Below are 25,649 nucleotides of genomic sequence, written 5' to 3'. Positions count from 1 at the left end.
CCCTGACCGCCCGCATACGACTGCCGGGCGCTCGGCAATGGGTCATGAACGCAGCCGGGGGCTACCCATACACATCGCTGGCAACGTCGGTGATCGCTGTTTGAGCGGGGCCCTGACGCAATTGCAAACGCATCCGAAAGCAGATGCTCCCCTGCCCGCCTGCCTCCAGCAGTTGCACATCCCCGTCATGCAACTGAGCGATCCGTTGCACCATGTATAGCCCCAGGCCCGCTCCCGAACTGCGCTGGGCCTGCTGGCCACGGTAGTACTTGTCGAACAGGCGTCCGCACTCCTGCTCGGGAATGGCCTCGCCGGGGTGCCGAATGCTCAGGCAGATGGCCGAATCCTGCTCGGAAAGCTCGAACTCGATCTGTGCCCCGGCCGGGGCATGGCGGTCGGCGTTGGCCAGCAGGTTGCGCACGGCCACGTGCAATAACCCGCTGTCACAGATAAAGGGCCGCTCGGGCAGCGTGCAATTGAAGCGGATCCGCCCCGGCTCGAACCCGGCCAGCACATCCTCGAACAGGGCCCCGAGGTCGCAGTCCTTGAACTGCGACATCGGCTGCACGTCGGCCATGCGGTCGTGGGTCAGGTAGTCATCCACCAGCGCCAGCAGGCGCGAACCGGCCTCGCGGATGTTCTGGCAACGGCGCTGGCTCTTGTCCACGGGCGCATCCAAGTGCTTGGCCAATTGCTGCGCCGAGGTATTGATGATGGCCAGCGGCGTGCGGAACTCATGGGACACCATCGCCACAAAGTCATTCTGCTGGGCGCGGATATGCTGTTCCTGCTCCAGGGCCACGCGCAGGTCCTGTTCGAGCAGCACGCGTCGGCCGATCTCCTCACTCAGCTGGCTGACCCGCACAGCCACCAGGGATTCAAGCCTCGCGTTCTGCTGCAAGGTCTGCCTGGCCGACTCGGCTTGCGCCTGCTGCTTGTCCTGCTTGAGGCGGTTGTAGTGGCTGATGATGCGCAGGCTCATCAGCGCCATATGAATCAGGGTGCCTGCCGCGGCGGCATTGTCGGTCCAGAAGGTGGCCGGCACGTAGCCCAGGTTGCGCAGGAAACTGATCACCACCCCGGCGTAATAGATGCCGAACGCCAGCAGGTAAAAACGTGCCGGGCGATGGCCGCGCACCAGCAGCCACAGGGCCATCCCGATATACAACGGCACCAGCGACAGCGCGGTGAGCTGAACGATCGGCATGGCATCGCGGTAGTGCCCGGCCATGACGATCAGTGCCGCAGGCCCGCAGAGCAACCAAGCGAGGGTGGCAAAGCCTCGGTGCAACCTGGGGTAGACCTGAGGCAAGCCCAATTGACGCCCGGCGAACACCACGCCAATCGGCACTCCCACCGCCAGCGCTATCCCCAGCAATGGATCGCTCAGGCTCACTGGCAACCTGAAAAGCTGCTGAGGCAAACCGGCGGTCAAGGCCTCGACCGCCACGCAGCAACTGACGTAACTCAGGTACCAGCCACTTTCCGGTGCCTGGGTCATGCGCCAGAACACACTATGGAAACCGATCAGCATCAGGTAAACGCCGAAATACAGACCGAAACCCAGGTACTCGTGGCGACTCATATCGGAAAACAGCTGGCGCGGTGCAAATTCCAGGCTGACCGACATGGCGTTCTTGGTCTGCAGGCGCACCAATAGCACTTTGACCTCGCCCTGGCGCAACTTCAGAGGAAACACCGCCGAGCGGTAGTCGATGGGCCACTGGCTGCGCGCCAGATCCTCACCGGCTTTCTGCTCCTGCCAGGCCCCCTGTTTGTCGCGCTGGTACAGACGCACATCGTCGAGCAGGGTATTGCTCAGGCGCATCACCCAACGGTGTTCGCCCGGGTCCTGGGCCTCGACCTGCACTTGCAGCCAGACCGTGTTGGTGGTGTAGCCCGCGCTCAAGCTTTGCGGCAGCGCGCGCCAGGCCGGGGATTGCTCGGCCTCGGTCGGCGTCAGCCCCCCCGAGGGGTCGTCCAGACGCTGCAAATAGCCCTTGGCATTGGCCGGGGCCGTGGCCGCGCCCAGCAGCAGAACCTGGGCCTGAGCCTGGGCGGTGACTGCGCAGAGCAGGAGCACTGACAGCCAACCCAGCAGGTTTTGCAGGATGGCGCGCTTTGCCACAGCCCTCAGGCCCAATCGATCAGCACTTGGATTCACTCAGTTTCACTCAGAAAGACCCGCCTCAAAAATGATGGCGCTTTGATACAATTATGCCATGACCCCGCTAATTCTCCTTGAAGATGAACCCGTACTGGCCGTGGAACTCGACGAGTTCCTTGCGGAGCATGGCTACGTCACGACCACGGTGGGCAGCCTGGCGCAGTTCGAGCGGTGTTTCGATGCCCAGGTTCATCACCTGGCGATCATTGACCTGGGCCTGCCTGACGGTGACGGGCTGCAGTTGATCCGGCGCTTGCGCCAAGCCGGGCATCGGCTCGGCATCGTCGTGTTTACCGCGCGCGGCAGTGTGCCCAGCAAGATCGCCGGACTTGGCGAGGGGGCCGATCATTACCTGAGCAAGAACTGCGACCTGGACGAATTGGCAGCGGTGCTCGATGCCCTGAAATGGCGTCTGAACCTGGACCGCAGCGAACAGCCCTGGCTGCTCGAACTCGGGCCCCGACGCCTGCTGGTCCCGGGCGCCGGCCCGGTACGCCTGTCACAACAGGATCTGCTGGTATTGCACTGCCTGATGCGCCAGGCCGGCAGCAACGTCAGCCGGCAAAGCATCGTTCAAGCCCTGGGCCAGGACTATCTGGACTATGACCAGCGGCGACTCGACTCGCAGATGCGACGCCTGCGGCGCAACATCGAGGAAACCTCCGGGCAGATAGTGCCGATCAATACCCTGCGCAACGCCGGGTATTGCTTCTACGCGCCGGCCAGCATCCGGCCCTAGCCCCACGAAACCTGTTCAACATCCCCCCCGATGCAGCCTCTAGCCGCTGCCGAGGCACGAGCCTGCGCTGGCCGGCGTGGTCGCCGTGGGGTGTCAGGTGCAGGTGGGTTGCTTGGACGGGCCAGCGCGGCCTGGCAGCAGCGGCTACAAGGCGCTCAGATTTGCTCAGTTTGCCGGCCAACGCTTCCGTTAGATTGCCTCGGTCTGTCACCTAAAGCCCAAAGAGGCTTCTTCGAGGAATCGAATGAACACTGCATTTCGCATTATCTGGAGCCACACGCGCCAGGCTTTCGTCGTGGTCGACGAACTCACCAGCGCCCGCGGGAAACGCAGCGCCAGCCGTCTGCTGCTGGCCGGCGCGGGGGCCGGACTGCTGGCCGCCGCCGGCCCGGCCATGGCTGCGCCCGCCTGCTCAGGGACCACACCAACCCTGTCCGGGGTCGCCTTGACGTCGACCTGCTCCATCGAAGGCGGTGCAAGCCTCACCGTGAACGGGGACAGCTCGATCACCACCGCCGGCACCAACGCCATCAACACGGCAACGACTCCCGGCTACTGGAGCACCATCAGCAATGGCGGCTCCGTGACCTCGGAGAATGGCACCGCGATTGCGATCGGCGCCGGCAGCGGCACCTCCATCACCAACCAGACCGGCGGCAAAATCAGCGGCTATGACAACGCGATTGTCTTGAGCGGAGGAGCCTCCAGCCTGAATCTGGGGGCCATCGCCAACTTCGGAAGAATCACCGCTGTAACCAGCACCGGCTCGGCCGTGAACATACTCAAGGGCGCCGCGCTCTACTCCATGCTCAACCGCGGCACCATCTCCGGTGGCACCGGGGTGAACCTGAACGGCGGCACCATCCGCACCGACCTCTATAACAGCGGCGCCATCACCGGCGACCGATTCGGCCTTCAGGTGACCAATGGCAGCAAGGTGGAAGGGGTGATCGAAAATACCGGGTTGATTGGCGGCAAAACAGCCGGCATCAATCTGGCCCTCGATGACGAGGGAGGCTCGGGCACCGGCTCCGTTGGCTGGCTGATCAACTCCGGCACCATCAAGAGCGATACCGGAATAGCCGTCCAGGTGGATAAGGGCGAGATCACCGGAGGCATCTCCAACGATGCAAGCGGCATCATCACCGGCGCCATCGGCATAGCCTCGCAAGGCACCAGGATCAACGGCCCGATCCTCAACAAAGGAGCCATCCAGGGCACGGCGGTGGGTATCAGCGTCGACGGTGGTTCAGTCAAGGCAATCGACAACAACTCCGGCGGCAGAGTCGCCGGCCAGGCCTACGGCATCCTCCTCGCCAACGGTGCCACGATCGATACGATCACCAACAGCGGCATCATCGGCGGCGCCCTGAACTCCATCAAGGTCGACTCCGACACCTCAGGCAGCCTGGCCAAGCTGGTTATCGACGGCAATGACACCGCTCGCTTCATGGGCGCCGTCGACGCCAAAGACACCGATGTGCTGTTGCGCAAAGATGCGACCTATACCCTCACCGGCGGCGAAGCCTTCACCATCAAGAGCTTTTCCAACGACGGCACGCTGCGGGTCGCCTCTAGCGCCGGGGTCACGGCCAACTTCAACGGTGACTACTCGCAAACCGGCAACGGCACCCTGAAGATCGGCGTGGCCGACGATAACCACTTTGGCAAGTTGACTGTAAGCGGCACCGCGACCTTGCAAAGCAACGCGAACATTGTGGTGGACGTCAGCAATGCCAGCACCAAGTTCAACGTGTCGCACATGGATAAGGTGTTCAGTGCCGGCACCCTGGTCAGTGACGGGACCTTTGCCGTCAGCGACAACTCACTGCTGTTCGATTTCGGCGCGATCAAGAACGGCAATGCCATCGACCTGACCCTGAAGGCGGCGGCCACCACACCGGTCGATCCGGTCGATCCGACCAACCCAACGGACGGCCCGGGCCCCAGCGTCGAACATGTGGTCAACCAGATGGGCAACTCCCCAGCCGGCCCGGCTGCCCGTGCACTTGACCGGACCTTTGCGCAAAACCCCAACGGCGAACTGGCCAGCCACTTCGTCGGCCTGACCACCGGGCAGCAAGTGTCCGACGCCGTGACCCAGACCTTGCCCCTGCTGACCGGCGGTACCAATGCGGCCACCAGCAGCACCCTTTCCGGCATCAACCGGGTGATCCAGGCGCGGCAGGCCAGCAACAGCGGCTTATCCTCCGGTGACGCTCCGGCGGCTGAACAGAACCTGTGGATCAAGACCTTCGGTTCGTGGGCCGATCAAAGCGAGCGCAGCGGGATCTCCGGATTCGACGCCAACACCCAGGGCCTGGCCATTGGTATCGATGGTGCCTTCTCCGAGCAGGCGCGCCTGGGTGTGGCCTTCGCCTACGCCAAGACCGACATCGACAGCGACTCCCATGTCGCCCCGCAAGACGCGCAGATCGACACCTTCCAGCTGATCGGCTACGGCAGCTACGCGCTGGCCCCGGACACCGAACTGAACTTCCAGGTCGACGCCGGCAAGAACCGTAACCAGGGCAAGCGCCACATGCCGTTCGCCGACGCCACCGCCAAGGCCGATTACGACAGCTACAGCGCCCACGCCGGGGTTGGCCTGGGCCACACACTGCGGTTCACCGACACCATGACCTTCGTGCCGTCGGTACGCGCCGACTACACCTGGATCGGTGATGAGTCCTATCACGAGAAAGGCGCCGGGGCGCTGAACCTCGACGTCGACAGCCGTGACGCGCAAGAACTGGTGCTGAGCCTGGACGGCAAGCTCAATTACAACCTGGGCAGCAACACCGTGCTCAGCGCCAACCTGGGCGTGGGTTACGACGTGCTTAACGAATCGACGTCGATCTCCTCGACCTACGCCGGCTCACCCACCGCCGCCTTCACCACCCGTGGCGTGGACCCCAGCCCATGGCTGGGCCGCGCCGGCCTGGGCTTGACCCACACCCTGGATAACGGCACCGAAGTCAGCGTGAACTACGACGCCGAATCGCGCAGCGATTACCTGAACCAGGGTGCGTCGGTGAAATTGCGCTGGGCGTTCTAAGCGCCAGGGCAAGCCGCAGCAACAAAGGCCACAATTTCGATTGTGGCTTTTTTATTTGCGTGGATCGGCTTCGCGCACTGGAGCACGCCCTGTTTACCGAGCCACGAGTCACAGATCGCCACTCATGCCGGGCCGCCATAATAGCGATACAAATCGGCATCGGGCCAAACCTCGTCATAGGCGCTCAACACGCTGGTCAGCGCTTGACTGCGCGGATCCACGGAAGACTGAAGCACCGCACTCACGTAGTCCCTCAGCTCGAACCACTGCAGCTCGCGCATGCAGAACGCAACGGCTTCGAACGGCGCGTTGCCGACGTTCAATATCAGCTTGAAGCGCTCCACAAATCCCGCCCGACACTGCGGGTGCCGTTTTACGAAATTCAAAATATCGATGAGCGTTGCCTCATAAGACCGCTCCCCTTCCTCGCCAAAGGCAGACTGCGCCTGCTGGCACAGCCGATCGAACTGATCCATTAGCGGTTTCATCGTGTTCCTGACGGTCGTTGATTGGCGTGGGGATCACGGTAACAGGCTCGGCAACGAAAAAAGGAGCCGAGGCTCCTTTTTTCAAACATCGACAGACGTCGAAGGTGCTGGCGAAATCAGTAACCCGCCCCGCCCTCCGGTTTGCCACTGACAATGCTCACTCCCGAACTGGTGCCCAGGCGAGTGGCGCCGGCTTCGATCATGGCCACTGCAGCCGCGTAATCACGCACCCCGCCCGACGCCTTGACCCCCATCTGCGGGCCGACGACGCGGCGCATCAGGGCGATGTCTTCGGCGGTGGCGCCACTGCGGCTGAAGCCGGTCGAGGTCTTGACGAAGGCCACCCCCAGTTCACGGCAGATTTCACAGGCGCGGATCTTCTGCTCCTCGTCCAACAGGCACGTTTCGAGGATCACTTTCAGCGGCACCGAGCCGCAGGCTTGATGCACCGTGGCGATGTCGTCGCGCACCGTGTCCAGCAGCCCCTCTCGCAACGCGCCGATATTGAGCACCATGTCGATCTCGCCCGCACCTGCGGCAATTGCCTGTTGGGCTTCGAAGGCTTTACTCTCGCTCAGCCCGGCGCCCAGCGGGAACCCGACCACAGCGCAGACCTTGACGTTCTGCCCGCTGAGCAATTGAGCGGCATAAGGCACCTGGCCCGAGTTCACGCACACGGAATAGAACCCGTACTCCTGCGCTTCTTTGCATAACACGGCGATCTGCTGCCGCGTCGCGTCAGGCGCCAGCAAGGTGTGGTCGATAAACTGTGCAAGTGCTGCGGGTGTGATTGAGGTCATGAAATCCGTTCCTGGTGAAGGAGCACGATGGGCGTAATACGTTAGAAAGCTCGCCCAACAGATGTTAATATAATACCAACAAATGATGTAATTACAACATTACTAGCCGATCGGAATGCCTGTGGAAAGCAAACAATCAGAACGCATCAAACTGATCCAGCAAGCCCTGCAGGACCAAAAAGCGATCCACCTGCGGGAAATGGCCGCGTTGCTGGAAGTCTCGGAAATGACCCTGCGCCGGGATCTCAACCGCTACCCGGACAAGTTTCATCTGCTCGGCGGACATATCACCCTGGCCTTCGACCCGGCCGACGCGCCCGACTACAAGGTCACGGAACAGGGCACCCGCCACGTGGAAGAGAAACGCCGCATCGGCAAGCTCGCGGCTGCATTTATCAAGAGCGGCGACACGGTGTTCTTCGACTGCGGCACCACGGTACCTTTCGTGATTGATTTCATTGCCGATGAACTGGAGTTCACCGCGGTCTGCAACTCGCTCAACGTGCTGCTCAAGCTGCAACAGAAGCCCAACTGCACTATCGTCCTGTGTGGCGGCACCTTCCATCGCAAGAACCAGGTGTTCGAGCATGCCGACGAGAGCAGCATCCTCGACAGCGTGCGCTTGACCTGGGCCTTTATCTCGGCCGCAGGCGTCAGCGAAACCTTCGGCGTGACCTGCTTCAACTTCAATGAAGTCGCGGTCAAGCAGAAGGTCTTGCGCCAGGCCCAGCACTGCATGCTGCTGGCCGATCACAGCAAGTTCGACGTCGTGCGCACCGCCCATTTCGCCACCCTGGACCAATTCAACGTGGTGGTCTCCGACAAGAAACTGCCCAAGCCTTACCGCGAACTGATCACCCAATACGGCGCGCAGTGGGTGGTCTGAACCACCCTCGCCGCCGCATATCAGCCGCCCAGTTCATCCCGCAGGCGGCGCCGTTCTTCAGCCGACAGGTAGCCGGTGGTCACGTTGAACACTGCGCGTTGCCCGCCCGCCAATGAGCGCACATGGCCTTTGGCTTTTTCCGCCAGGTAGCCCTCGGGTTCGCAGGTGGCCGGCAAGACGAAGGCGGCCACGCCCTGGTCGGCGTTGTGCAGGATCCAGCGGGTGGCATGGGAGAACTGATCGGGTCGGTAGCGGGTGTAAAACGCCGGGCCTGCTGGGTGGTCCAGCAGAAAATGCGCGTTGCCCGCGGTGTCGGCCGGGACTGCTTCGAAGAAACAGACGATTTCCGGATCATGCAGCGCGGGGGTGTCCAGGGTGCTCAGGCGCGAGGGATCCTGGCTCAACTGCGCCATGTAGGCCGACCACTCGGGGGTCGGCTTGACGTGGGCCGGCACGCTGCTGCGCACCCGCGCCCGGGCTCCGGCCAGGGGCTCGACCAGGCTGCCACCGGCAATGTAGGCGTAGTTCATGTGGGCCATGTACATCAACTCCATGGCCTTGCCCGCAAGGTTGGTGACCGCCATGCCGATATCAAATAGCCCCGAACCGGCACGCAGGGTCAGGGTCGGGGTGGCCCGGTAATGGTCGCCAAAGCCCTGCACATACTCGTAGTCGCCACTCAGACGCAGGTACAGGCCCGCAGCGTCCTCGCCGACTTCGAGCCAGGCCGCGTCCATGGGCGCGCAAGGCATTTCGCCATGCAGCGGGTGGGTATCCTCGGGGGCCGGGCAACCGTTGCGCAGCAGACCAGCGTGGAACATAAAGCAGCCGTAGGTGCCGATTACCGTAGGGCTGGGCCTGGGCTGGCTGAACATATTGCGCATGGTCAGGTCGCAGCCATCGAAGGTCGCGGACCAAATCATCTGCCCCTGATAAGGCAGGGCCACCACTCGGCCACGGGCGTTTTCCAGCGCCAGGGCCTTGACCCCACTGGGGTAGGTCCAGGCCAGCACGCGGAAGTCGGCGGATTGCAGCAGGGTCTTTTCCACCCCGCTGAACTGCTCGGGAGACAAGGCCAGGGTGAAGGCATTCATGAGGCCACCACCGCACCGGCCCGAGGCTGCGTGGCGCGACTGTGGCGCATGCAGGAATAGGCGTAGGCGACAATCACCACGAAGCACAGCAGGGGCACGCTGTAGGCCAGTTGCATATTGCCGTGGGTGGCATCTGACAGCAGACCCTGGAACACCGGAATCACCCCGCCGCCGACGATGCTCATCACCAGCAGCGAACCGCCGACGCTGGTGTCTTCACCCAGCCCTTCAATCGTCAGGCCGTAGATGGTCGGCCAGCACGGCCCGAGGAAAATGCTCACCGCCACCGCCGCGTACACCGCGCTGATGTTCGGCACCAGGATGGTGTAGGCCAGCAGGACAATGGTCAGCACGCCGTAGATCGCGAGGACCTTGGCCGGGTGCAGCTTGCGCATCAGCAGGTTGGCGATCATCTTGCCCACGAAATAAGCGGCAAAGGTCGTCAGCAGGAACCATGACGCGCTGCGCTCGTTCATTCCGCCCATCTGCATCGCCAGGCGAATGGTGAAGCTCCACACCCCGACCTGGGCCCCCACATACAGAAACTGCGCCAGCACCCCGAAGGTAAAGCGCGGGTTGCGCGACAGGCGCACCAGGCTCTGGCCGAGGCTGGGCTTTTTCACCTCTGACTTGGCATTGCCACGGCACGCGGGGAAGCGGGTAATGGCGATCAGGATGAACATCAGCACCAGCACGGCGATCATCCATTTGTACGGCAGCAAGGTCGACTGGATCATTTCCAACTGCTGGATGGCCGCCTCCGAGGCGCTCATCTGGGTCAGCTGTTCATGGGTGGCGTCGGTGTCCTTGAACATCACAAAGCTGCCGACATACACCCCGGCCATGGCCCCGAACGGGTGGAAGGTTTGCGAGATGTTCAGGCGTCGGGTGCCGGTTTCACGCGGGCCCATCAGGGTCGAGTAGGTGTTGCAGGCAGTTTCGAGAAACGACAGCCCGCACGCGATCACAAACAGCGCCATCAGGAACATGCCGTAGGTCGCGGTGGATGCCGCAGGAAAGAACAGCGCACAGCCCGCCATGTAGAACATCAGGCCGACCAGAATCGTGCTTTTGTAGCCGAAACGGCGCACCACCATGGCCGCCGGAATTGCCACGAAAAAGTAGCCCAGGTAAAACGCCGATTGCACGAAGGCGGTCTGAAAATCGCTGAGCAGGAAGGCTTTCTTGAAATGGGCGATCAACACGTCATTCATGCTGGCCGCGGCCGCCCACAGCGCGAAAATGCTGCACAGCAGCAAGAACGCGAACCAGGGCGTGCGGTTGAGGTAGAAACCATCGGGGGTCTGTTGGAGCGGGACTTTTGTCATTGTTATTCTCCGTGGGATTCAGGGCGCATCAGCGCCACGCGGGTGTGGCCAACTGCGGTGAGCGTGGGATCAACGCTCTTCAAAAAACTCGGCGAACCTGGCCGCGTCGGGGTAGGAACTCTGGGTGCCGAGGGCGGTGACCGAGCAGGCGGAGTACGCCACGGCCCGGGTCATGGCTGCACGCATGTCGCCCTGCTGAGTCCAGTAGTGCGCAAAGCAGCCGATAAAGGCGTCACCGGCACCGGTGGTATCCCGGGCCACGACCTTGCGCCCCGGCACGTGAAACTCACCCTCCTCGCCCACATACAACGCGCCCTGTTCGCCCAGGGTGACGATGACGTGGCGAATGCCCTGGGCGGCCAACTCCCGGGCGGCAAGCAGCGCGCTCTCGGGGCCATCGACCGCCTTGCCGGTGATCAATGCCAGTTCGCTTTCGTTGGGGATGAAAAAGTCCAGCTGCGCCAGATGCTCGCGGCTTAGCCCGGCGACGGCGGGGGCCGGGTTGAGCAACACCGGAATGCCGTGGCGCTTGGCAAATTCGATGGCGTAGTAGACGGTCGCCAGGTCGATTTCCAGTTGCAGCACCATCAGCCTGCATTCACGCAACGCCGCTTCTGCGGCGTCGATATCCGCCGGCTTCAAATGCGCGTTGGCGCCTTTGACGACCAGAATGCTGTTATGGGAATCGCTCTGCACAAAGATCGGCGCCACGCCGCTGGAGACGCCCGGCACCCGCGTGACATAGCGCGAGTCGATGGCATGGCGCTGAAAATTGGCCAGGGTGTTATCGGCGAACATGTCATCCCCCAGCTTGGTCACCATCAACACCCCGCTGCCAAGCTTGGCCGCCGCCACCGCCTGATTCGCGCCCTTGCCGCCACAGCCCATGGCGAACCCCGGGGCCTCGAGGGTCTCGCCCTGCTGGGGCATCCGGTCGATATAGGTAATCAAATCCACCATGTTGCTGCCGATGACCGCGATCTTATTCATGGATATCTTTACCTTGTGCACGTCGTGGCAAGCACCACAGCGTTATTATTTTTGTTATTTAAATAACATTTGATGTGACTATTCAACCTTTTTCTTGTTGCCGTGCAAAATCGAGCCGCCGGCAGAAACAGAAACGCAGCCCGAAGGCTGCGTCATGCAGGGTGTTGCGGTGGCGGTGTGAGCTAAAAGGCATTTTGAGCGGCGACTCTACCCAGCCCAAGTCAACCTGTGTTGGCAGGCAATCAACCGCGCGCCACAGCTTGCAACATCACCCTCGCGCGCAGGTGCCCTGCCGTTGCCGTGCACGCCATTGCCTGCTGCCTGGATTGCCACCATGCCGTGTGTGGGGCATGCCAGCGTATCTCCGTGGCCGGCTACCGGAATGCCGTTGGCGGTGAAACCAGTCGTTGCCGTGTGTACGGTGCCACCATGGCTGCTGGAATCACCAAGGACAACCCATGGGTGAGTCATGCTCGGTCCTCGTGTTGTGGATCTTGCGCGGGTGTGACGACTTGTCCAGGGCAGACGTTTTCTTTGGCTCGGGTGTCGGGATCGAGGATCACGCCTGATGAAGCGTCAGGTTGTTTTCGCGATCGTCGCGGTTTGGCCGGGGACGTTTTCACCTACGGTAGTGGCGGCCAGTCGCTGGCGGTGGACAGCGCAGGCACCGGCTTGCCAGGCAATCCCGCTTCGCGAATGATTTTCGGCCAGCGCGGCTCCCAGCACAGAAGCAGCGAAATCCAGTGACCTGCGGCATGCAGCAACAGGACTGGCGATACCAACGTGACCCACAAGATGACCTGGCGCCGCATTCCGGCCTGCCACAGTGGCTTGAAAAAACTCCACGGCGCCAGCAATGACAACCAGAACCAGGGAATCTTGCCCAGCAGTTTCTTCGGCTGGGGCACGGACTGTGGGCCTTCCTCCATATAACGGCGGATAAACTCCCACAGATTGACGATATCGCTGGTGCCATCGGCCACCTTGCCAACAAACATCAGATGGAGGTGCGGGAGGCCGGTGACGGCGGAGTCCCAGGCCAGTACCAGTTGCCTGCCGATATTGGCCGCTTCGTCCTCGCCTACCGCAGGTTGAGGGGAAATCTGATCCAAGGCCAGGGTAGTAATGCCGCCAGCGTAGCGTGGGCGATGCAGATAGACTTGGCGGGTAACGCGGTTAAAACGGATTAGTAGGCGGCGTTGGACGAAATTTTCCGGGCTGATCAAATGCCAAGCGAATCTCTGGTTCTACAGCCGGGGGCAATGACCAGGGCGCAGGGCTGGGGCTGACCATTGTGCAAGCGATTGCCTTTCGCCTCGGCGGACAGATCCGGCTGGAAAACATCCAACCCGCGGGGCTGCGCGCAACCCTCGAAATGTCACTGACTTAATCCAGGCTTCGACGACCACCCCGTAGTGGCCACCGGCGCCATGTTCGACGGTGTGCTCACCGAATATGTGTGTGCAGAACAGGAGCAAGCCGATGAGCAAGGTTTTGGCACCTACCGCTGAGCACCCACCGTCGAGGCCGGGAGCCGTCAGCCTTCGCGAGGCATTCTGGTTTTGGTTGCGGCTCGGATTCATCAGTTTCGGCGGGCCTGCGGGGCAGATTTCCACCCTGTACGAGGAGTTGGTGGAGCGGCGACGCTGGATCTCCGATCGACGTTTTCTGCATGCCCTCAACTACTGCATGTTGCTGCCCGGGCCGGAGGCGCAGCAGTTGGCAACCTACATCGGCTGGCTGATGCATCGAACCTGGGGCGGGGTCATCGCGGGCGTGCTGTTCGTGCTGCCTTCATTGTTCATCCTGATCGCGTTGTCGTGGATGTACATCGCCTTCGGTGAAGTGCCTGTGATGGCCGGGTTGTTCTATGGCATCAAGCCTGCCGTGACCGCGATCGTCGCCCAGGCCGCCCAGCGGATCGGCTCTCGGGCCTTGAAAAACACCTGGCTCTGGGCAATAGCCGCGGCCTCATTCACCGCCCTCTTCGCGTTCAATATTCCATTCCCGCTGATCGTTGCCGGCGCGGCACTGCTCGGCTATGTCGGCGGACGCCTGGCGCCCGAGAAGTTCAGAGCAGGTGGCCATGCCACGAACAAAAGATCCTTCGGGCCGGCCTTGATCGATGACGACACCCCGCCCCCGGAGCATGCCCGGTTCAGCTGGATGAAACTGGCATCGCTGGCCCTGATTGGCGCCACCCTCTGGGCCGTGCCCATGGGCATTCTGACCGCGCTCTTTGGCTGGGAAGGCACCTTGACCCAAATGGGCTGGTTCTTCACCAAAGCGGCCTTGCTGACGTTTGGCGGGGCTTACGCGGTGCTTCCGTATGTCTACCAGGGCGCGGTCGTTCACTACGGCTGGCTGACACCGGCACACATGATCGATGGCCTGGCATTGGGCGAGACGACGCCCGGACCACTGATCATGGTCGTGGCCTTCGTCGGCTTCATCGGGGCGTATGTCACGCAAGTGTTCGGCAGTGAGCATGTGTTTCTGGCTGGAGCCGTCGCCGCCACCCTGGTGACCTGGTTCACCTTCCTGCCCTCGTTTCTGTTCATCCTCGCCGGCGGACCGTTGGTGGAGTCGACCCACAACGAACTCACGTTCACCGCCCCCCTCACCGCCATTACCGCAGCCGTGGTCGGGGTGATTCTCAATCTGGCGTGCTTCTTCGGTTATCACGTGCTTTGGCCACAGGGAGTGGGCGGCAGCCTCGATTGGCCGTCGGTGCTGATCGCGATTGCAGCGGCCATTGCCTTGTTCCGGTTCAAGCGGGGAATCATTCAGGTGCTGATGGCGTGCGCACTCGTCGGATTGGCGGTGCATCTGCTGCGCTGACAGCGGCAAAAAAACCGTGCGCTCCGGCAGCAACTACACTGCAAAAAACGCAGTTCCATTGGTTGCGAAACGGATTCGATCCCCCTTGAAAACAGCGAATTTCGCATGAATATTGAAATTCTCAAACAGGCCGTCATGGACTCAAGAGATGGCATTACCATTTCCGACAACAGCCTGGATGACAACCCATTAATCTTTGTAAACCCGGCCTTTGAGCGTATGACCGGCTACTCAGCCGAAGAAATAACCAACATTAACTGTCGCTACCTGCAAGGCAACGACCGAGAACAACCAGAACTGGACATTGTTCACAATGCCATCAGCCAGGGTGAATACTGCCTGGTGACCTTGCGCAACTACCGTAAGGACGGCGCCATGTTCTGGAATGAACTAAGCATCTCGCCCATCCACGATGAGACTGGGGCGGTCACTAACTTTATTGGCATTCAAAAAGACGTCACCTCTCGAGTCCTGATCCAGCAACAGTTACGCGATGAACATCAGTCACTCGAACAAATGAAAATGCACTTCGAACAGCTCTCTATAAAAGACGGGCTGACCGGCATTTACAACCGCCGCTTCTTTGATACGCAGTTGGAAATCCAATGCAAAATTGCCTGCCGCAACGGCGACTCGTTGACACTGGCCATGATCGATGTCGATCACTTCAAATCCTTCAACGATCTTTATGGGCATCCAGCGGGCGATAAGGCGTTGATACGTATCGCGGACAGTTTGAGTCATACCTTCCAGCGCGGCTCTGACTTTGCAGCCCGCTATGGCGGCGAAGAGTTTGTCATCCTCTCCAACGGCATGACGCACGACCAGGCCAAGTTGTATGTCGAATCGCTGTGCCAGCGTGTACGGGATCTGAAAATACCGCACTGCGCGTCCACCTCGGGCTATTTGACCATCAGCATCGGCTTTTCGGTTCAGACCTTCGGCCCGCTGCAACCGTCCAGTGCCTTAGTGGCACAAGCCGACAAAGCGCTTTATAGGGCTAAACAACGGGGCAGAGATCAGTTTTTTCAGTTTCTAGACGTTTGATACCCGCTGCAAAGGACAGTGTTGGCTGACTGTCCTTAGCCACTCAGTCCTTAGCCACTCAGCCCTCCGCCACACCGCGCACGGGTCATAGGGCTTCCATGGAGGGCGGCTGCCCCTCGGGTAAGGTGATGATGAAACTGAAACATCCCGCCTGCGGGGCGCACGACCTGCAGCCGGATCAGAACGCGTAACTGGCTTTAAGGGTGCCCGCGCCGCCCTCACGTTCACCGACATACCCTTGCACACCCACATCGATACTCAGGGCCTCGGCAGACGCCAGTGGGTTCATGGTCACACCCACCTCAAAGATCCCTGTGCTACCACCGAGCGTGGGTTTCTCGATTGAAAGGTCGTAGGCGCTACCCGACACATCACCTTTGAACTCATGCTCATAGGCTGCTCCCACATAAGGTTTGATTCTCTGTGTGTAGGCGTAGCTGTAACGGCTACCCAGGCGCAGACGGGAGCTGTCCGAGGTATTAAAACTCAGGGTGTCTTTACCGATGCTGACCTTGTCCGACTCCAGCCGGGTCCAGGTGTAGCGGCTGTACACATCAAGCGACTGCTGTTCATCCAGATTCAGCACATACCCCACTGCACCATGAGCACCGTAGTACTTGGACTTTTTGTTGTAGGTGCCACGAACCCCTTCGGCATCCGTCAGGTCATGGCTGTCAAAGCTCAGGTCAGCATTACCCGTACGTACCGATCCATCGAGGTACAGCCCCGCATGCCCACGGGTACTCGATGAGGGCGTTTTGTTCAGCGCAGTGCCGGCGACGTCCATATGGAACAACGCACCACCCCCGGTGTAACGCACATTGCCGGTGCCATGGACGGAGCCGTAGTCAGAGAAGCGGTTGTAGCTGTCGTAATCACCATCACCCCGCTCAGCAAAGACACCCAGGGTAATGGCGCTCTGGTCTTTGAGCTCAAGGCCGGTGGCCACGCCGAAGAGCATGTTGAAACCCCGTACATCAACATGAGAGCCCGTGTTGTAACGGCTGGAACCACCATTGAGCAGCACGAATGGCGTCAGGTTGATCCCGTCCTGCCGGGCTCGTTTGACACTTGAATCAGCGGCACCGATTGCGTAATCACTGATCAAATCAGCCCCTTGATTGGTGAAAGCAAGAGACGCTGCTCGGCCTTCCAGGAAGGCTTTTGAAGTCGGGTTGATTCGACCGGCAGGCGTAGCGTCCTGCTTGCCGTCAATGCTCAAGACGAGGCCGTCATTGCGGGTCTTCAGGCTTGCATCGTAAATGATGAAATGCCCCTGCTTGACCTGCTGGGTCGTAAGCGTTGGAGTGCCCTCGGCCTTATCGATAAGGGTCACGATGTCACCCGCATTAAGGCGATTGCCATCGTTTTCCATGGCTATCGTGTGCCGGGTGTTATCAAGCTGGACCTTGTCGGTACCGGTGATCCTGATCAAGGTGTCCTGGTTGACCACGTCCTTGGGCAAGACCCAGTTATAGGTCTCAAAGTTGTAGATGCCGGCCAGCGAGCCCCTGTAGCCATTGAGGTTGAGGGTGTTGCCGGTAAAGGCCCTGCTGTTTTGCACCGTGCCATCGCCATCAACGCTATAACCGCCATAAACCGAGCCGGCGATCGTCAAGTCAGGGCCTTGCAGCGTCACCGTATTGTTATTGGCGTTCCCGCCCAGACCGGCGAGGCCACCGCTATCGGTATCCGCAGCGCCGCCACTGCTGTAGCCGCCGTAGATATCACCAGAGAGGGATGACGTGCCTGAGAGGACGATACTGTTGTCAGTGACTTGACCACCGTTGCCGCCAGCATCCGCACCGGCGCCGCCGGCACTCAAGCCGCCATAGACACTGCCGCCGTTCATGCCCGCCATGCCGTCAGCACTGCTACCACTGCCGCCACTGCCGCCTGCTGCCCCCGTCAGCGTCACATTCGTGAGGAGCAAATGGTTGTTGGTGACCTTTCCTGCCGCACCGCCACTGCCGCTGGACAGGTCAATGAAATCGAACAAACCCGCAGCGCCACCGATACTCAGGCCGCCATACACACTGCCGCCACCCATACCACCAACACCGCCCGAGGTAGAGCTTTGAACGGCTGTACCACCGTCGCCACCTTTTGAACCTGTCAGTACTACGTCGGTCAAGGTCACCGAGTTGTTGTAAACATCGCCCCCACTACCGCCATCACCCTTCAGGCCTCCGCCGGCGCCACCGAGACTCAACCCACCATAAATACTACCGCCCCCCATGCCGCCAACGCCGCCAGCGCCGTTTCCGCTGCCGCTGGAACCGCCAGTACCACCGGTGGCCCCCTCTAACAGCACCTGCCTCAGGGTTATGGAGTTGTTGTAAACCGAACCACCGTTCCCACCGACACGAACCGCACCCGAACCGCCGGTGCCACCGACACTCAATCCACCATAAACACTGCCGCCGCCCATACCGCCAACACCGCCACCGCTCCCGGTTTGCAAATCCTTGCCATTGAATGCTGTTTGCCCGTCCCAGCTGTACTGGACGTTACTCACCGTCACGTTATTGCCATGTATATCGACTGCGTGAGCGCCGCCATCCGCGCCGACATCCACACCACCATAAATGACATAGGGAGCGACAAGGGTACTGCCACTCGAACCCCAAACTTCCCGAGTGGCAGCATCAGGATCGCCGACAATAACGGTGTTATTCGACACATCACTCGGCAACAGGCTGTTTTTCGGGGTTGATGTATCTCCCGTTGGATCGGCCTTCAGATCAGAAGGGCTTCCGGTATAAATGATGTCCGCAGCAGAAGCGGACATTAGAGGGGTGAATGTGGAACCTACAGATGCCACGAAGAAAAAAGTCAGGCGTATCGCAGAACCGGTGCGGTTGCGTTGAAAGTGCTGGAGGTTATATTTCATAAACATCTCATTGGAACTGATGAAAAGATAAACAATTACCAAACAATCGGCGCTTTCCAGGGTGCGCTGGTTTTTGCTCGCGACAGCGCATTCCCGCCATCAAGGCTGGCGCTTATTTAATAGGAATGAATGTTCATTCCTTGTCTGATAAGGCAGTCGCAGACCGGAAAGGCAACCACACTTAAGAGAGCCAGAAGCGCTTATACGCTTGGCTTAAGGGTTTTTATGGATTTGCGCTCCAGCATGAGCGCAAGAAGTTCAGCAGCAGGCTTGGGCGAATAGAAAAAATCTCCTTGAGCCAAATCGACGCCCAAGTCTTTCAAGTACGGGAGCGCGTTCTGCGTCTCGACTCCGTCGATGACTACCTTGGCGCTGACAGACTTGGCCAGCAATGACACGCTTTTAATAATCTGATCGTTGTTAATAGAGAACGAAGGTTTCAACAAACTTGAGCAGATCTTTATCTGCGTGAACGGAATGTCAGCCAGGATCTTGATCAGCGAACACCGGACATCATATCGACACAGGCACAGGCATATTCCAGCACTCACCAACACGGTGATATTTTCAATGCAATCCAGGCTCATAAGATTGGTTTCTGCCCAAGCCACATCAAGAAATACATGTTTAAGCGGTACACCCGCGGCCTTGATGACTTTAACCAGCTCTTCGCCAAACTGCTTGTCGCCCAACAGCCCCCAATCAAGGCTATAGGAGAATGTTAACGACTCGCCAATACTGCCCAGATACCTGTGCAGCCTGAGAGCAGGGTTCAACACGCAGTAAAAAATATCTCTCTGCAGAACAGGGCAAGTAACCATTCCACCAAACTTTTCCAATACCCCCGCGCCATATTCAGGGTGCAGCCACTGCGCCACTACTTGCATGCCGACTATAGACCCTGTCCCCATACATAGCCGCGGTTGAAAGTAAGGCTGTATCTGCTTGGCCTTGAGCGCCTGGTTAGTTATATCTTCGGACAACTGCGACTCATGAAGCCCATCACCCTGCCCCGCCAAACGCCTGTTGGAGCCACAATGATCAATGACTATTTTCTTTACCGCCAGGGCCTTTCTAACCAGGCTGTCGAACCCTGCCCCACCTTCCGTCAACTCATAAAAGCCGGCATTGTACTTTTTTGACTTGACTTGCAAACTTTGAACGCCCCACTTCAGCCCTCCCCCCAGACTCTCAGACATGACGATCGAAAAAAAAGAAAGCCGTTCGCACAACATCTTGAATACCCCAAACTCGCTTAGGGTTTTAAAAGAATCGCACACCACCAAATCTATTTTATCTTCCGCCGGAGGCAGCGCTGCGGCCTCGACACCACCGACAACATGGATGTGTTCGACGCCAGCGGCCTCTAACTTACAAACTAACGAACTGGATCTTGAGGTACTCGAACAAAAGAGTATTACTGTTAGCGTTTTCACGTTACATGAGGTCATCTTGCGAAACTTTTTTGATCCTACGCGCAGCACCCTCCCAAGAAAATAAGAAAATTCTTATTTCTATCCTTCCCGCTATAAGTGCCTGCCGAGTCATGTTGCAGTTCAAGTCATGGGCCAGTGATACAGCAGTAACTTATCGCTTTCACCCGAGGGTTATATAGCTCGCTGCGCCACCCAACAGGCGTGCCCACCCTGGGAGTTCTCAGTGGAGAGGTCCAATGAAACCCGTCCCCCATTCAGGTGAAACGTTTTCAGTCTCCAGACCCTTGATCAACCCCAGGCAGCAACGGTATTGGCTGACCGCCCCTGGCACTCGGCCCCCTGCACCTTGCGCACAGGGGCTGCGATTGACCGCTACAGCCCCATCAGCCGATACCCCACCTGCAACTCGGTAATGAAGTGCGCCGGCTGGGCCGGGTCGGCTTCGAGTTTCTGGCGCAGGTGGGCCATGTGCACGCGCAGATAATGAAAGCGCTCCACATAGTCCAGGCCCCACACTTCCAGGAGCAATTGGCGATGGGTCAGGACTCGGCTCTGGCCGCGAATCAGGGCACAGAGCAGGCGGTATTCAATGGGCGTCAAATGCACCGGCGCGCCCTCGCGGCGCACCTCGTGGGTGGCCAGGTCGACCTCGATGCTGCCGAAGGCCACCTTGCTGGTGGCGGCCGTGGTACTGGCTTGCACATGGCGTCGCAGTTGGGCGCGGATCCGCGCCAGGAGTTCCGGCACACCGAAGGGTTTGACCAGGTAGTCGTCGGCGCCGGCATCCAGCGCCGCCACTTTCTCGTCCTCGCGGTCTCGGGCCGACAGCACCAGGATCGGCACTGCCAGCCAGCCCCGCAGTTCGGTGATCAGCTGTTTGCCATCACCGTCCGGCAGGCCCAGGTCGACGATCACCAGGTCCGGCTGGCGGCTGGCAGCGTGGATCAGCGCGCGTTTCACGCTGTCGGCCTCGAACACTTGAAAGCCCTCATCCTGCAAGGCGATGCCGACAAAACGGCGAATATTGGCCTCGTCTTCGACGATAAGGATGCGCGCACTGGTCATAGGGATTCCATGGAGGGCGGCTGCCCCGCGGGTAAGGTGATGATGAAACTGATGCCCGGGCCTGCATGAGGCTGGGCCTCGATGCGGCCGCCGTGGGCTTCGATAATGCGCCGGCTCAAGGCCAGCCCCAGGCCGATCCCGGCCACCGAAGACTCCTGCCGGCCGCGGGTGAAGGGTTCGAACAGGCTGTGCAGCGAGCTGCCATCGGGGCAGCCCGGCCCGGCATCGCTGACCTGCAGGACGATACTGTGCTGCTCCTCCCGGGCCTTGACCTGAATCAGGGTGCCGGCGGGCGTGTACTTGGCGGCGTTATCCAGCAAGTTGACCAGCACCCGTTCGAGCAACAGGGCATCGACCTCCACCAACGGCAACTCGGGCGCCATGGCCGTGCGCACCACATGCCGGGCCAGGGGCTCGCGCAGTTGGCGCAGGGCGCTGCCAACGATTTCCTCCAGGGAATGCCACTGCCGATTCAGGCGCACCCCGCCCTCTTGCATGCGCGCCATGTCCAGCAGGTTTTCGATCAGGCGCTGCATGGAGCTGGCCTGCTCGTGGATGCCGCCCAGCAGGTCCTGCAACGGCCCCGGTGGCGCATGGGGGGCTGCGGCGTCCGCCGCGCCGATGATGGTGGTCAGCGGGGTGCGCAGGTCGTGGGAGATGGCGGCGAGCAAGGTGTTGCGCATGCGTTCGCCCTCCATCTGCACCAGGGTGCTCTGCGCCACCTCGACGTAATGCACCCGCTCCAGGGCGATTGCCAACTGGCTCATGCAGGCCTCCAGCAAGCCCTGCTCCTGGGGATCAGCCAGGCGCTCGGCTTCAGCCAGCTCCAGGACCAGCACGCCGCGCACCCGCATCGGTGCCTTGAGCGGCAGGTAGCGACCCTTGGCGGCGGCCAGGGTATCGGTGCCCTGGCCCGCGGGCTGGTCATGGTCATAGGCCCATTGCGCAATGCTTTCATCCAGGGCAAAGGCCCCGCTGCCGACGCCGTGCACGCTGCCCGCCAGGTCCGGCAGGGCCAGGCCGACCCGTGCGTCGAACACGCCACTGAAGGTGCGCAAGGCCACCTCGCTGATCTGCTCCACCGTCAGCGCTGCCGACAAGTCCCGCGCCAGCCGCGCCAGGGACGTTGCCCGGCGTTCCCGGGCGGCGGCGCTGCGGGCCTCGAAGCGCAGGCGTGCGGTGAGCTGCCCGGTGATCAGGGCGATGCCCAGCATCAGGGCGAAGGTGAAAAAGTACTGGGTGTCGTTGACGGTGAATGACCAGCGGGGCTGGACGAAAAAAAAGTCGAAACACAGCACCGCCAGCATCGCCGCCCACACCCCGGGGCCACGTCCGTAGCGCAGGGCAACCAGGACCACGGTGAGCAGGAACAGCATCACCACGTTGGCCAGGTCGAACACTTGCAGCAGCAGCGCCGCCAGGGCGGTCGCGCCAAAACAGGCGAGGCTGGCCCACAGATAGGCCGGGAGCCGGTTCGGCGGCAATCCGCCCTCGGCCTTGGCCACCGGCGCCGCCCGCGGCATCGGGCCGTGGGCCATGACCATCTGATCGATGTGCGGGTGGTGGCGGCTGATGTGATCGCTGACCGACGGCTGCCAGAACTGCCAGACCTTGCGCGGGCAATGGCCCAGCACCAGGCGGTTGGCATTGTGCTCGCGGGCGCAGGCCACCAGGGTCTCGGCGACGTCCATGCCGCTCAGGGTCAGGGTATCGCCGCCAAATTCGGCGGCCAGGGCCAGGCTCTTCATGGCGCTGGCGTAGCGGTTGGCCGCCTGGCCCCGGCGCTGCGGACCGCTGACATGCACCACGAGCCAGTCCGCCTCGAGCTTTTGCGCCAGGCGCGCCGCCTCGCGCACCAGGCGCTCGTCGGACGGGTGCCCGGCCACGCCCACCAGCAAGCGCTCGCGCGCCGGCCACAGGGTGATGATCGAGCGCTCACGGCGGTAGTCGCGCATTTGCGCATCGACCCGGTCGGCGGTGCGGCGCAGGGTCAGTTCGCGCAGGGCCAACAGGTTGCCCTTGCGAAAAAAATTGCGCGAAGCGCGCTCAGCCTGGGGCGCCTGGTAGACCTTGCCGTCCTTGAGCCGACGCAGCAGGTCGTCAGGCGGCAGGTCGATCACCAGCACCTCATGGGCGTTGTCGAACACATGGTCGGGCACCGTCTCGCGCACGCGAATGCCGATGATCCCGCTGATGATGTCGTTGAGGCTCTCCAGGTGCTGGACGTTAAGCGTGGTCCACACGTCGATCCCGGCACGCAGCAGTTCTTCCACATCCTGCCAGCGCTTGGGGTGGCGGGAGCCGGGGATGTTGCTGTGGGCCAGCTCGTCCACCAGCAATACCGAAGGATGACGCTCGAGGGCGGCATCCAGGTCGAACTCGCTCAGGGTGGTGTCGCGATGCAGCAGGCTGCTGCGGGGCAGGACCTCAAGGCCCTTGAGGCCCTCGGCGGTGTCGCGCCGGCCGTGGGTTTCGACGACGCCGGCCACCACGTCCCGGCCCTGGCTCTGTTCGTGGCGCGCGGCGCTGAGCATGGCGCAGGTCTTGCCGACCCCGGCATTGGAGCCGAAGTAGATACGCAGTTTGCCCTGTTGCGCGGCCTGCTCCTGCTGTTGCAGTTTTTCCAGCAGCGCGTCCGGGTCGGGGCGTCCATCCGATGCAGCAGTAAAGGTGTCGATGACAGCCATGGCATTCCTTGTGAACTGCGCGGCGCCAGGGGCGGCGCCGTGCAGTCAGTCCTTTCAGACCAGGCCGAGCCCGGTCAACAGCAGGTCGATGATCTTGATCCCGGCAAACGGCACCAGCACCCCGCCCACCCCGTAGATCAGCAGGTTGCGGTTGAGCAACGCCGCCGCGCCGATCGCTCGGTAGGTCACGCCCTTGAGCGCCAGGGGGATCAGGAACACGATGATCAGCGCATTGAAGATCACCGCACTGAGGATCGCCGAGTTCGGGCTGCTCAGTTGCATCACGTTCAATGCCCCCAGTTGCGGGTAAGTCGCGACGAAAGCGGCCGGTACGATAGCAAAATACTTGGCCACATCGTTGGCCACGCTGAACGTGGTCAACGCGCCCCGAGTCATCAGCATCTGCTTGCCGACTTCCACCACCTCGATCAGCTTGGTCGGGTTGCTGTCGAGGTCGACCATATTGCCCGCTTCCTTGGCCGCCTGGGTCCCGCTGTTCATCGCCACGGCCACATCGGCCTGGGCCAGCGCCGGGGCGTCATTGGTGCCGTCGCCGGTCATCGCCACCAGCTTGCCCTGGGCCTGGTAGTCACGGATCAGTTGCAGCTTGTCCTCGGGACGCGCCTCGGCCAGGAAGTCATCGACCCCCGCCTCCACCGCAATGGCGGCAGCGGTAAGGCGGTTATCGCCGGTGATCATCACGGTCTTGATGCCCATGCGCCGCAACTCGGCAAACCGCTCCTTCATCCCGCCCTTGACCACGTCCTTGAGCTCGATCACCCCCAGCACCTGCGGCCCGTCAGCCACCACCAGCGGCGTGCTGCCACGGCGCGCCACTTCGTCCACCCGGGCCTGCAACGCCTGGGGAAAGCTGCCCCCCAGGGCTTCGACATGGGCCCGGATCGCATCCGCCGCGCCCTTGCGCAACTGTCGGCCAGCGGGCAAGTCGACCCCACTCATGCGGGTCTGTGCGGTGAAGTGCACGAAACTGGCCTGCAGTTGTTGCAGGTCGCGGGCACGCAGATCGAACTTCTGCTTGGCCAGCACCACGATGCTGCGCCCTTCCGGGGTTTCATCGGCCAGGGACGCCAATTGCGCCGCATCGGCCAGCTCCGCTTCCTGGATCCCGGGTGCGGGCAGGAAGGCGCAGGCCTGGCGGTTGCCCAGGGTGATGGTGCCGGTCTTGTCCAGCAACAGCACGTCGACGTCACCGGCCGCTTCCACCGCACGGCCCGAGGTGGCAATGACATTGGCCGCCATCATCCGGCTCATGCCCGCCACGCCGATGGCTGACAACAGGCCGCCGATGGTGGTGGGAATCAGGCACACCAGCAACGCCACCAGCACCGTGGCGCTGACCACGCTGCCGCTGCCGCCCATGGCCACGGCAAAGATCGAGTACGGGCTGAGGGTGACAATCACCAGCAGGAACAGGAACGTCAGGCCCACCAGCAGGATGGTCAGGGCCACCTCGTTGGGGGTTTTCTGCCGCTTGGCCGACTCGACCATGGAGATCATGCGGTCCAGGAACGATTCGCCGGGGTTGACGCTGATGCGCACCACCAGCCAGTCCGACAGCACCCGGGTGCCGCCGGTGACCGAGGAAAAGTCGCCGCCGGCCTCGCGAATCACCGGCGCCGATTCGCCGGTGATCGCGCTTTCATCCACCGACGCCACCCCTTCGATCACCTCCCCGTCCAGGGGCACCAGGTCGCCGGCCTCAATCAAGACCACCGTGCCCTTGCGCAACAGACTGGCCTCGGTCGGCGCCCAGGGGGCGCCGTGTTTGGGCTGCTTGAGCAGCTTGGCCAGGGTCTGGCGTTTCATGCTGCGCAGGCTCGCGGCCTGGGCGCGGCTGCGGCCCTCAGCCAGCGCTTCGGCAAAGTTGGCGAACAGCACGGTGAACCACAGCCACAGGGTGATGCTCAGGATAAAGCCGCTGGGGGCTTCGCCAGCACCGCCCAGGGACTGCACCCACAACAGGGTGGTGAGAATGCTGCCTAGATAGACCACAAACATCACCGGGTTTTTCCACTGGGCCTGGGGCGCCAGTTTCTTCAGCGCCTCCAGGCAGGCAGTCAGCACGATGGTGCGATCGAACAACGGTTTCTTGTTACGCATGGTTGTTTC

Annotated in this window: 18 protein-coding genes; 5 read left to right on the top strand and 13 right to left on the bottom strand. The window is 61.4% G+C overall.

Annotation, left to right across the window (positions count from 1 at the left end):
• Positions 1–61: 61 nt before the first annotated feature.
• Positions 62–2,128: a sensor histidine kinase gene (locus tag AC19YX_RS22505; RefSeq protein WP_500607055.1), complete on the bottom strand. Its 2,067-nt coding sequence runs from the start codon at positions 2,126–2,128 to the stop codon at positions 62–64.
• A 94-nt stretch (positions 2,129–2,222) separates the two neighbouring features.
• On the opposite strand from AC19YX_RS22505, the gene AC19YX_RS22500 reads away from it, so the two are divergent.
• Positions 2,223–2,906, top strand: coding sequence for a response regulator transcription factor (locus AC19YX_RS22500; RefSeq protein ID WP_500607054.1), 684 nt, complete (start codon positions 2,223–2,225; stop codon positions 2,904–2,906).
• Positions 2,907–3,150: 244 nt separating this feature from the next.
• On the top strand, positions 3,151–5,964 hold the full coding sequence (locus AC19YX_RS22495; protein ID WP_500607053.1) for an autotransporter domain-containing protein: 2,814 nt from the start codon (positions 3,151–3,153) through the stop codon (positions 5,962–5,964).
• Positions 5,965–6,086: 122 nt separating this feature from the next.
• Here the strand turns inward: AC19YX_RS22495 and AC19YX_RS22490 are convergent, their stop codons facing one another.
• Positions 6,087–6,440 carry a hypothetical protein gene (locus tag AC19YX_RS22490; protein WP_238596113.1) on the bottom strand — a complete coding sequence of 118 codons (354 nt, stop codon included), beginning with the start codon at positions 6,438–6,440 and terminating at the stop codon, positions 6,087–6,089.
• A 128-nt stretch (positions 6,441–6,568) separates the two neighbouring features.
• Complete coding sequence (gene deoC / locus AC19YX_RS22485; RefSeq protein WP_201131401.1) at positions 6,569–7,252, bottom strand: deoxyribose-phosphate aldolase; 684 nt, start codon at positions 7,250–7,252, stop codon at positions 6,569–6,571.
• A 115-nt stretch (positions 7,253–7,367) separates the two neighbouring features.
• Here deoC and deoR point away from each other — a divergent pair, with 115 nt between their 5' ends.
• Positions 7,368–8,138: a DNA-binding transcriptional repressor DeoR gene (gene deoR, locus AC19YX_RS22480; protein ID WP_078468875.1), complete on the top strand. Its 771-nt coding sequence runs from the start codon at positions 7,368–7,370 to the stop codon at positions 8,136–8,138.
• A 20-nt stretch (positions 8,139–8,158) separates the two neighbouring features.
• Here the strand turns inward: deoR and AC19YX_RS22475 are convergent, their stop codons facing one another.
• The 5 genes from AC19YX_RS22475 to AC19YX_RS22455 all read right to left on the bottom strand — a co-directional run bounded on the left by AC19YX_RS22475 (position 8,159) and on the right by AC19YX_RS22455 (position 12,776).
• A complete protein-coding gene (locus AC19YX_RS22475; protein ID WP_500607052.1) occupies positions 8,159–9,232 on the bottom strand; it encodes an aldose 1-epimerase family protein in 1,074 nt (357 codons plus the stop codon).
• Positions 9,229–10,560 carry an L-fucose:H+ symporter permease gene (gene fucP / locus AC19YX_RS22470; protein WP_500607051.1) on the bottom strand — a complete coding sequence of 444 codons (1,332 nt, stop codon included), beginning with the start codon at positions 10,558–10,560 and terminating at the stop codon, positions 9,229–9,231. The genes AC19YX_RS22475 and fucP overlap by 4 nt, the downstream gene beginning before the upstream one ends.
• Before the next feature lie 69 nt (positions 10,561–10,629).
• Positions 10,630–11,550 (bottom strand): ribokinase, encoded by a 921-nt coding sequence (gene rbsK, locus AC19YX_RS22465; RefSeq protein WP_500607050.1) that lies wholly within the window; start codon positions 11,548–11,550, stop codon positions 10,630–10,632.
• Positions 11,551–11,757: 207 nt separating this feature from the next.
• Positions 11,758–12,021: a PAAR domain-containing protein gene (locus AC19YX_RS22460; RefSeq protein ID WP_500607049.1), complete on the bottom strand. Its 264-nt coding sequence runs from the start codon at positions 12,019–12,021 to the stop codon at positions 11,758–11,760.
• Between the two features lie 152 nt (positions 12,022–12,173).
• Positions 12,174–12,776: a DUF6708 domain-containing protein gene (locus AC19YX_RS22455; RefSeq protein ID WP_500607048.1), complete on the bottom strand. Its 603-nt coding sequence runs from the start codon at positions 12,774–12,776 to the stop codon at positions 12,174–12,176.
• A gap of 256 nt (positions 12,777–13,032) precedes the next feature.
• Here AC19YX_RS22455 and chrA point away from each other — a divergent pair, with 256 nt between their 5' ends.
• Both chrA and AC19YX_RS22445 read left to right on the top strand, forming a co-directional pair.
• Positions 13,033–14,391 (top strand): chromate efflux transporter, encoded by a 1,359-nt coding sequence (gene chrA / locus AC19YX_RS22450; RefSeq protein WP_500607047.1) that lies wholly within the window; start codon positions 13,033–13,035, stop codon positions 14,389–14,391.
• 105 nt (positions 14,392–14,496) lie between these two features.
• The gene (locus AC19YX_RS22445) at positions 14,497–15,438 is read left to right on the top strand and encodes a GGDEF domain-containing protein (protein ID WP_078468869.1); all 942 of its coding nucleotides are present in this window, start codon (positions 14,497–14,499) and stop codon (positions 15,436–15,438) included.
• 178 nt (positions 15,439–15,616) lie between these two features.
• Here the strand turns inward: AC19YX_RS22445 and AC19YX_RS22440 are convergent, their stop codons facing one another.
• The 5 genes from AC19YX_RS22440 to kdpB form a co-directional block, all read right to left on the bottom strand.
• The gene (locus AC19YX_RS22440; RefSeq protein ID WP_500607046.1) at positions 15,617–18,373 is read right to left on the bottom strand and encodes an autotransporter outer membrane beta-barrel domain-containing protein; all 2,757 of its coding nucleotides are present in this window, start codon (positions 18,371–18,373) and stop codon (positions 15,617–15,619) included.
• Positions 18,374–18,531: 158 nt separating this feature from the next.
• On the bottom strand, positions 18,532–19,782 hold the full coding sequence (locus AC19YX_RS22435) for an EAL domain-containing protein (protein WP_500607045.1): 1,251 nt from the start codon (positions 19,780–19,782) through the stop codon (positions 18,532–18,534).
• A gap of 357 nt (positions 19,783–20,139) precedes the next feature.
• Positions 20,140–20,832: a response regulator gene (locus AC19YX_RS22430; RefSeq protein WP_020296250.1), complete on the bottom strand. Its 693-nt coding sequence runs from the start codon at positions 20,830–20,832 to the stop codon at positions 20,140–20,142.
• Entirely contained in the window at positions 20,829–23,519 is a 2,691-nt protein-coding gene (locus tag AC19YX_RS22425; protein ID WP_500607044.1) for a DUF4118 domain-containing protein, read from the bottom strand. The genes AC19YX_RS22430 and AC19YX_RS22425 overlap by 4 nt, the downstream gene beginning before the upstream one ends.
• A 54-nt stretch (positions 23,520–23,573) precedes the next feature.
• Positions 23,574–25,640, bottom strand: a complete 2,067-nt coding sequence (kdpB, locus tag AC19YX_RS22420; protein WP_500607043.1) for a potassium-transporting ATPase subunit KdpB — start codon at positions 25,638–25,640, stop codon at positions 23,574–23,576.
• Positions 25,641–25,649: the final 9 nt, after the last annotated feature.

It is taken from the genome of Pseudomonas sp. MF09150, assembly GCF_059862355.1.
The sequence above is the reverse complement of the archived record's forward strand: the minus strand, read 5'-3'. Positions and strand labels throughout refer to the sequence as shown.

What these genes read in the sequence shown, in the direction of transcription:
- AC19YX_RS22500 (WP_500607054.1), top strand. Translation starts at nt 2,223, where the DNA reads ATGACCCCGCTAATTCTCCTTGAAGATGAACCCGTACTGGCCGTGGAA.
- AC19YX_RS22495 (WP_500607053.1), top strand. Translation starts at nt 3,151, where the DNA reads ATGAACACTGCATTTCGCATTATCTGGAGCCACACGCGCCAGGCTTTC.
- AC19YX_RS22490 (WP_238596113.1), bottom strand. Translation starts at nt 6,440, where the DNA reads ATGGATCAGTTCGATCGGCTGTGCCAGCAGGCGCAGTCTGCCTTTGGC.
- deoC (WP_201131401.1), bottom strand. Translation starts at nt 7,252, where the DNA reads ATGACCTCAATCACACCCGCAGCACTTGCACAGTTTATCGACCACACC.
- deoR (WP_078468875.1), top strand. Translation starts at nt 7,368, where the DNA reads ATGCCTGTGGAAAGCAAACAATCAGAACGCATCAAACTGATCCAGCAA.
- AC19YX_RS22475 (WP_500607052.1), bottom strand. Translation starts at nt 9,232, where the DNA reads ATGAATGCCTTCACCCTGGCCTTGTCTCCCGAGCAGTTCAGCGGGGTG.
- fucP (WP_500607051.1), bottom strand. Translation starts at nt 10,560, where the DNA reads ATGACAAAAGTCCCGCTCCAACAGACCCCCGATGGTTTCTACCTCAAC.
- rbsK (WP_500607050.1), bottom strand. Translation starts at nt 11,550, where the DNA reads ATGAATAAGATCGCGGTCATCGGCAGCAACATGGTGGATTTGATTACC.
- AC19YX_RS22460 (WP_500607049.1), bottom strand. Translation starts at nt 12,021, where the DNA reads ATGACTCACCCATGGGTTGTCCTTGGTGATTCCAGCAGCCATGGTGGC.
- chrA (WP_500607047.1), top strand. Translation starts at nt 13,033, where the DNA reads ATGAGCAAGGTTTTGGCACCTACCGCTGAGCACCCACCGTCGAGGCCG.
- AC19YX_RS22445 (WP_078468869.1), top strand. Translation starts at nt 14,497, where the DNA reads ATGAATATTGAAATTCTCAAACAGGCCGTCATGGACTCAAGAGATGGC.
- AC19YX_RS22435 (WP_500607045.1), bottom strand. Translation starts at nt 19,782, where the DNA reads ATGACCTCATGTAACGTGAAAACGCTAACAGTAATACTCTTTTGTTCG.
- AC19YX_RS22430 (WP_020296250.1), bottom strand. Translation starts at nt 20,832, where the DNA reads ATGACCAGTGCGCGCATCCTTATCGTCGAAGACGAGGCCAATATTCGC.
- AC19YX_RS22425 (WP_500607044.1), bottom strand. Translation starts at nt 23,519, where the DNA reads ATGGCTGTCATCGACACCTTTACTGCTGCATCGGATGGACGCCCCGAC.
- kdpB (WP_500607043.1), bottom strand. Translation starts at nt 25,640, where the DNA reads ATGCGTAACAAGAAACCGTTGTTCGATCGCACCATCGTGCTGACTGCC.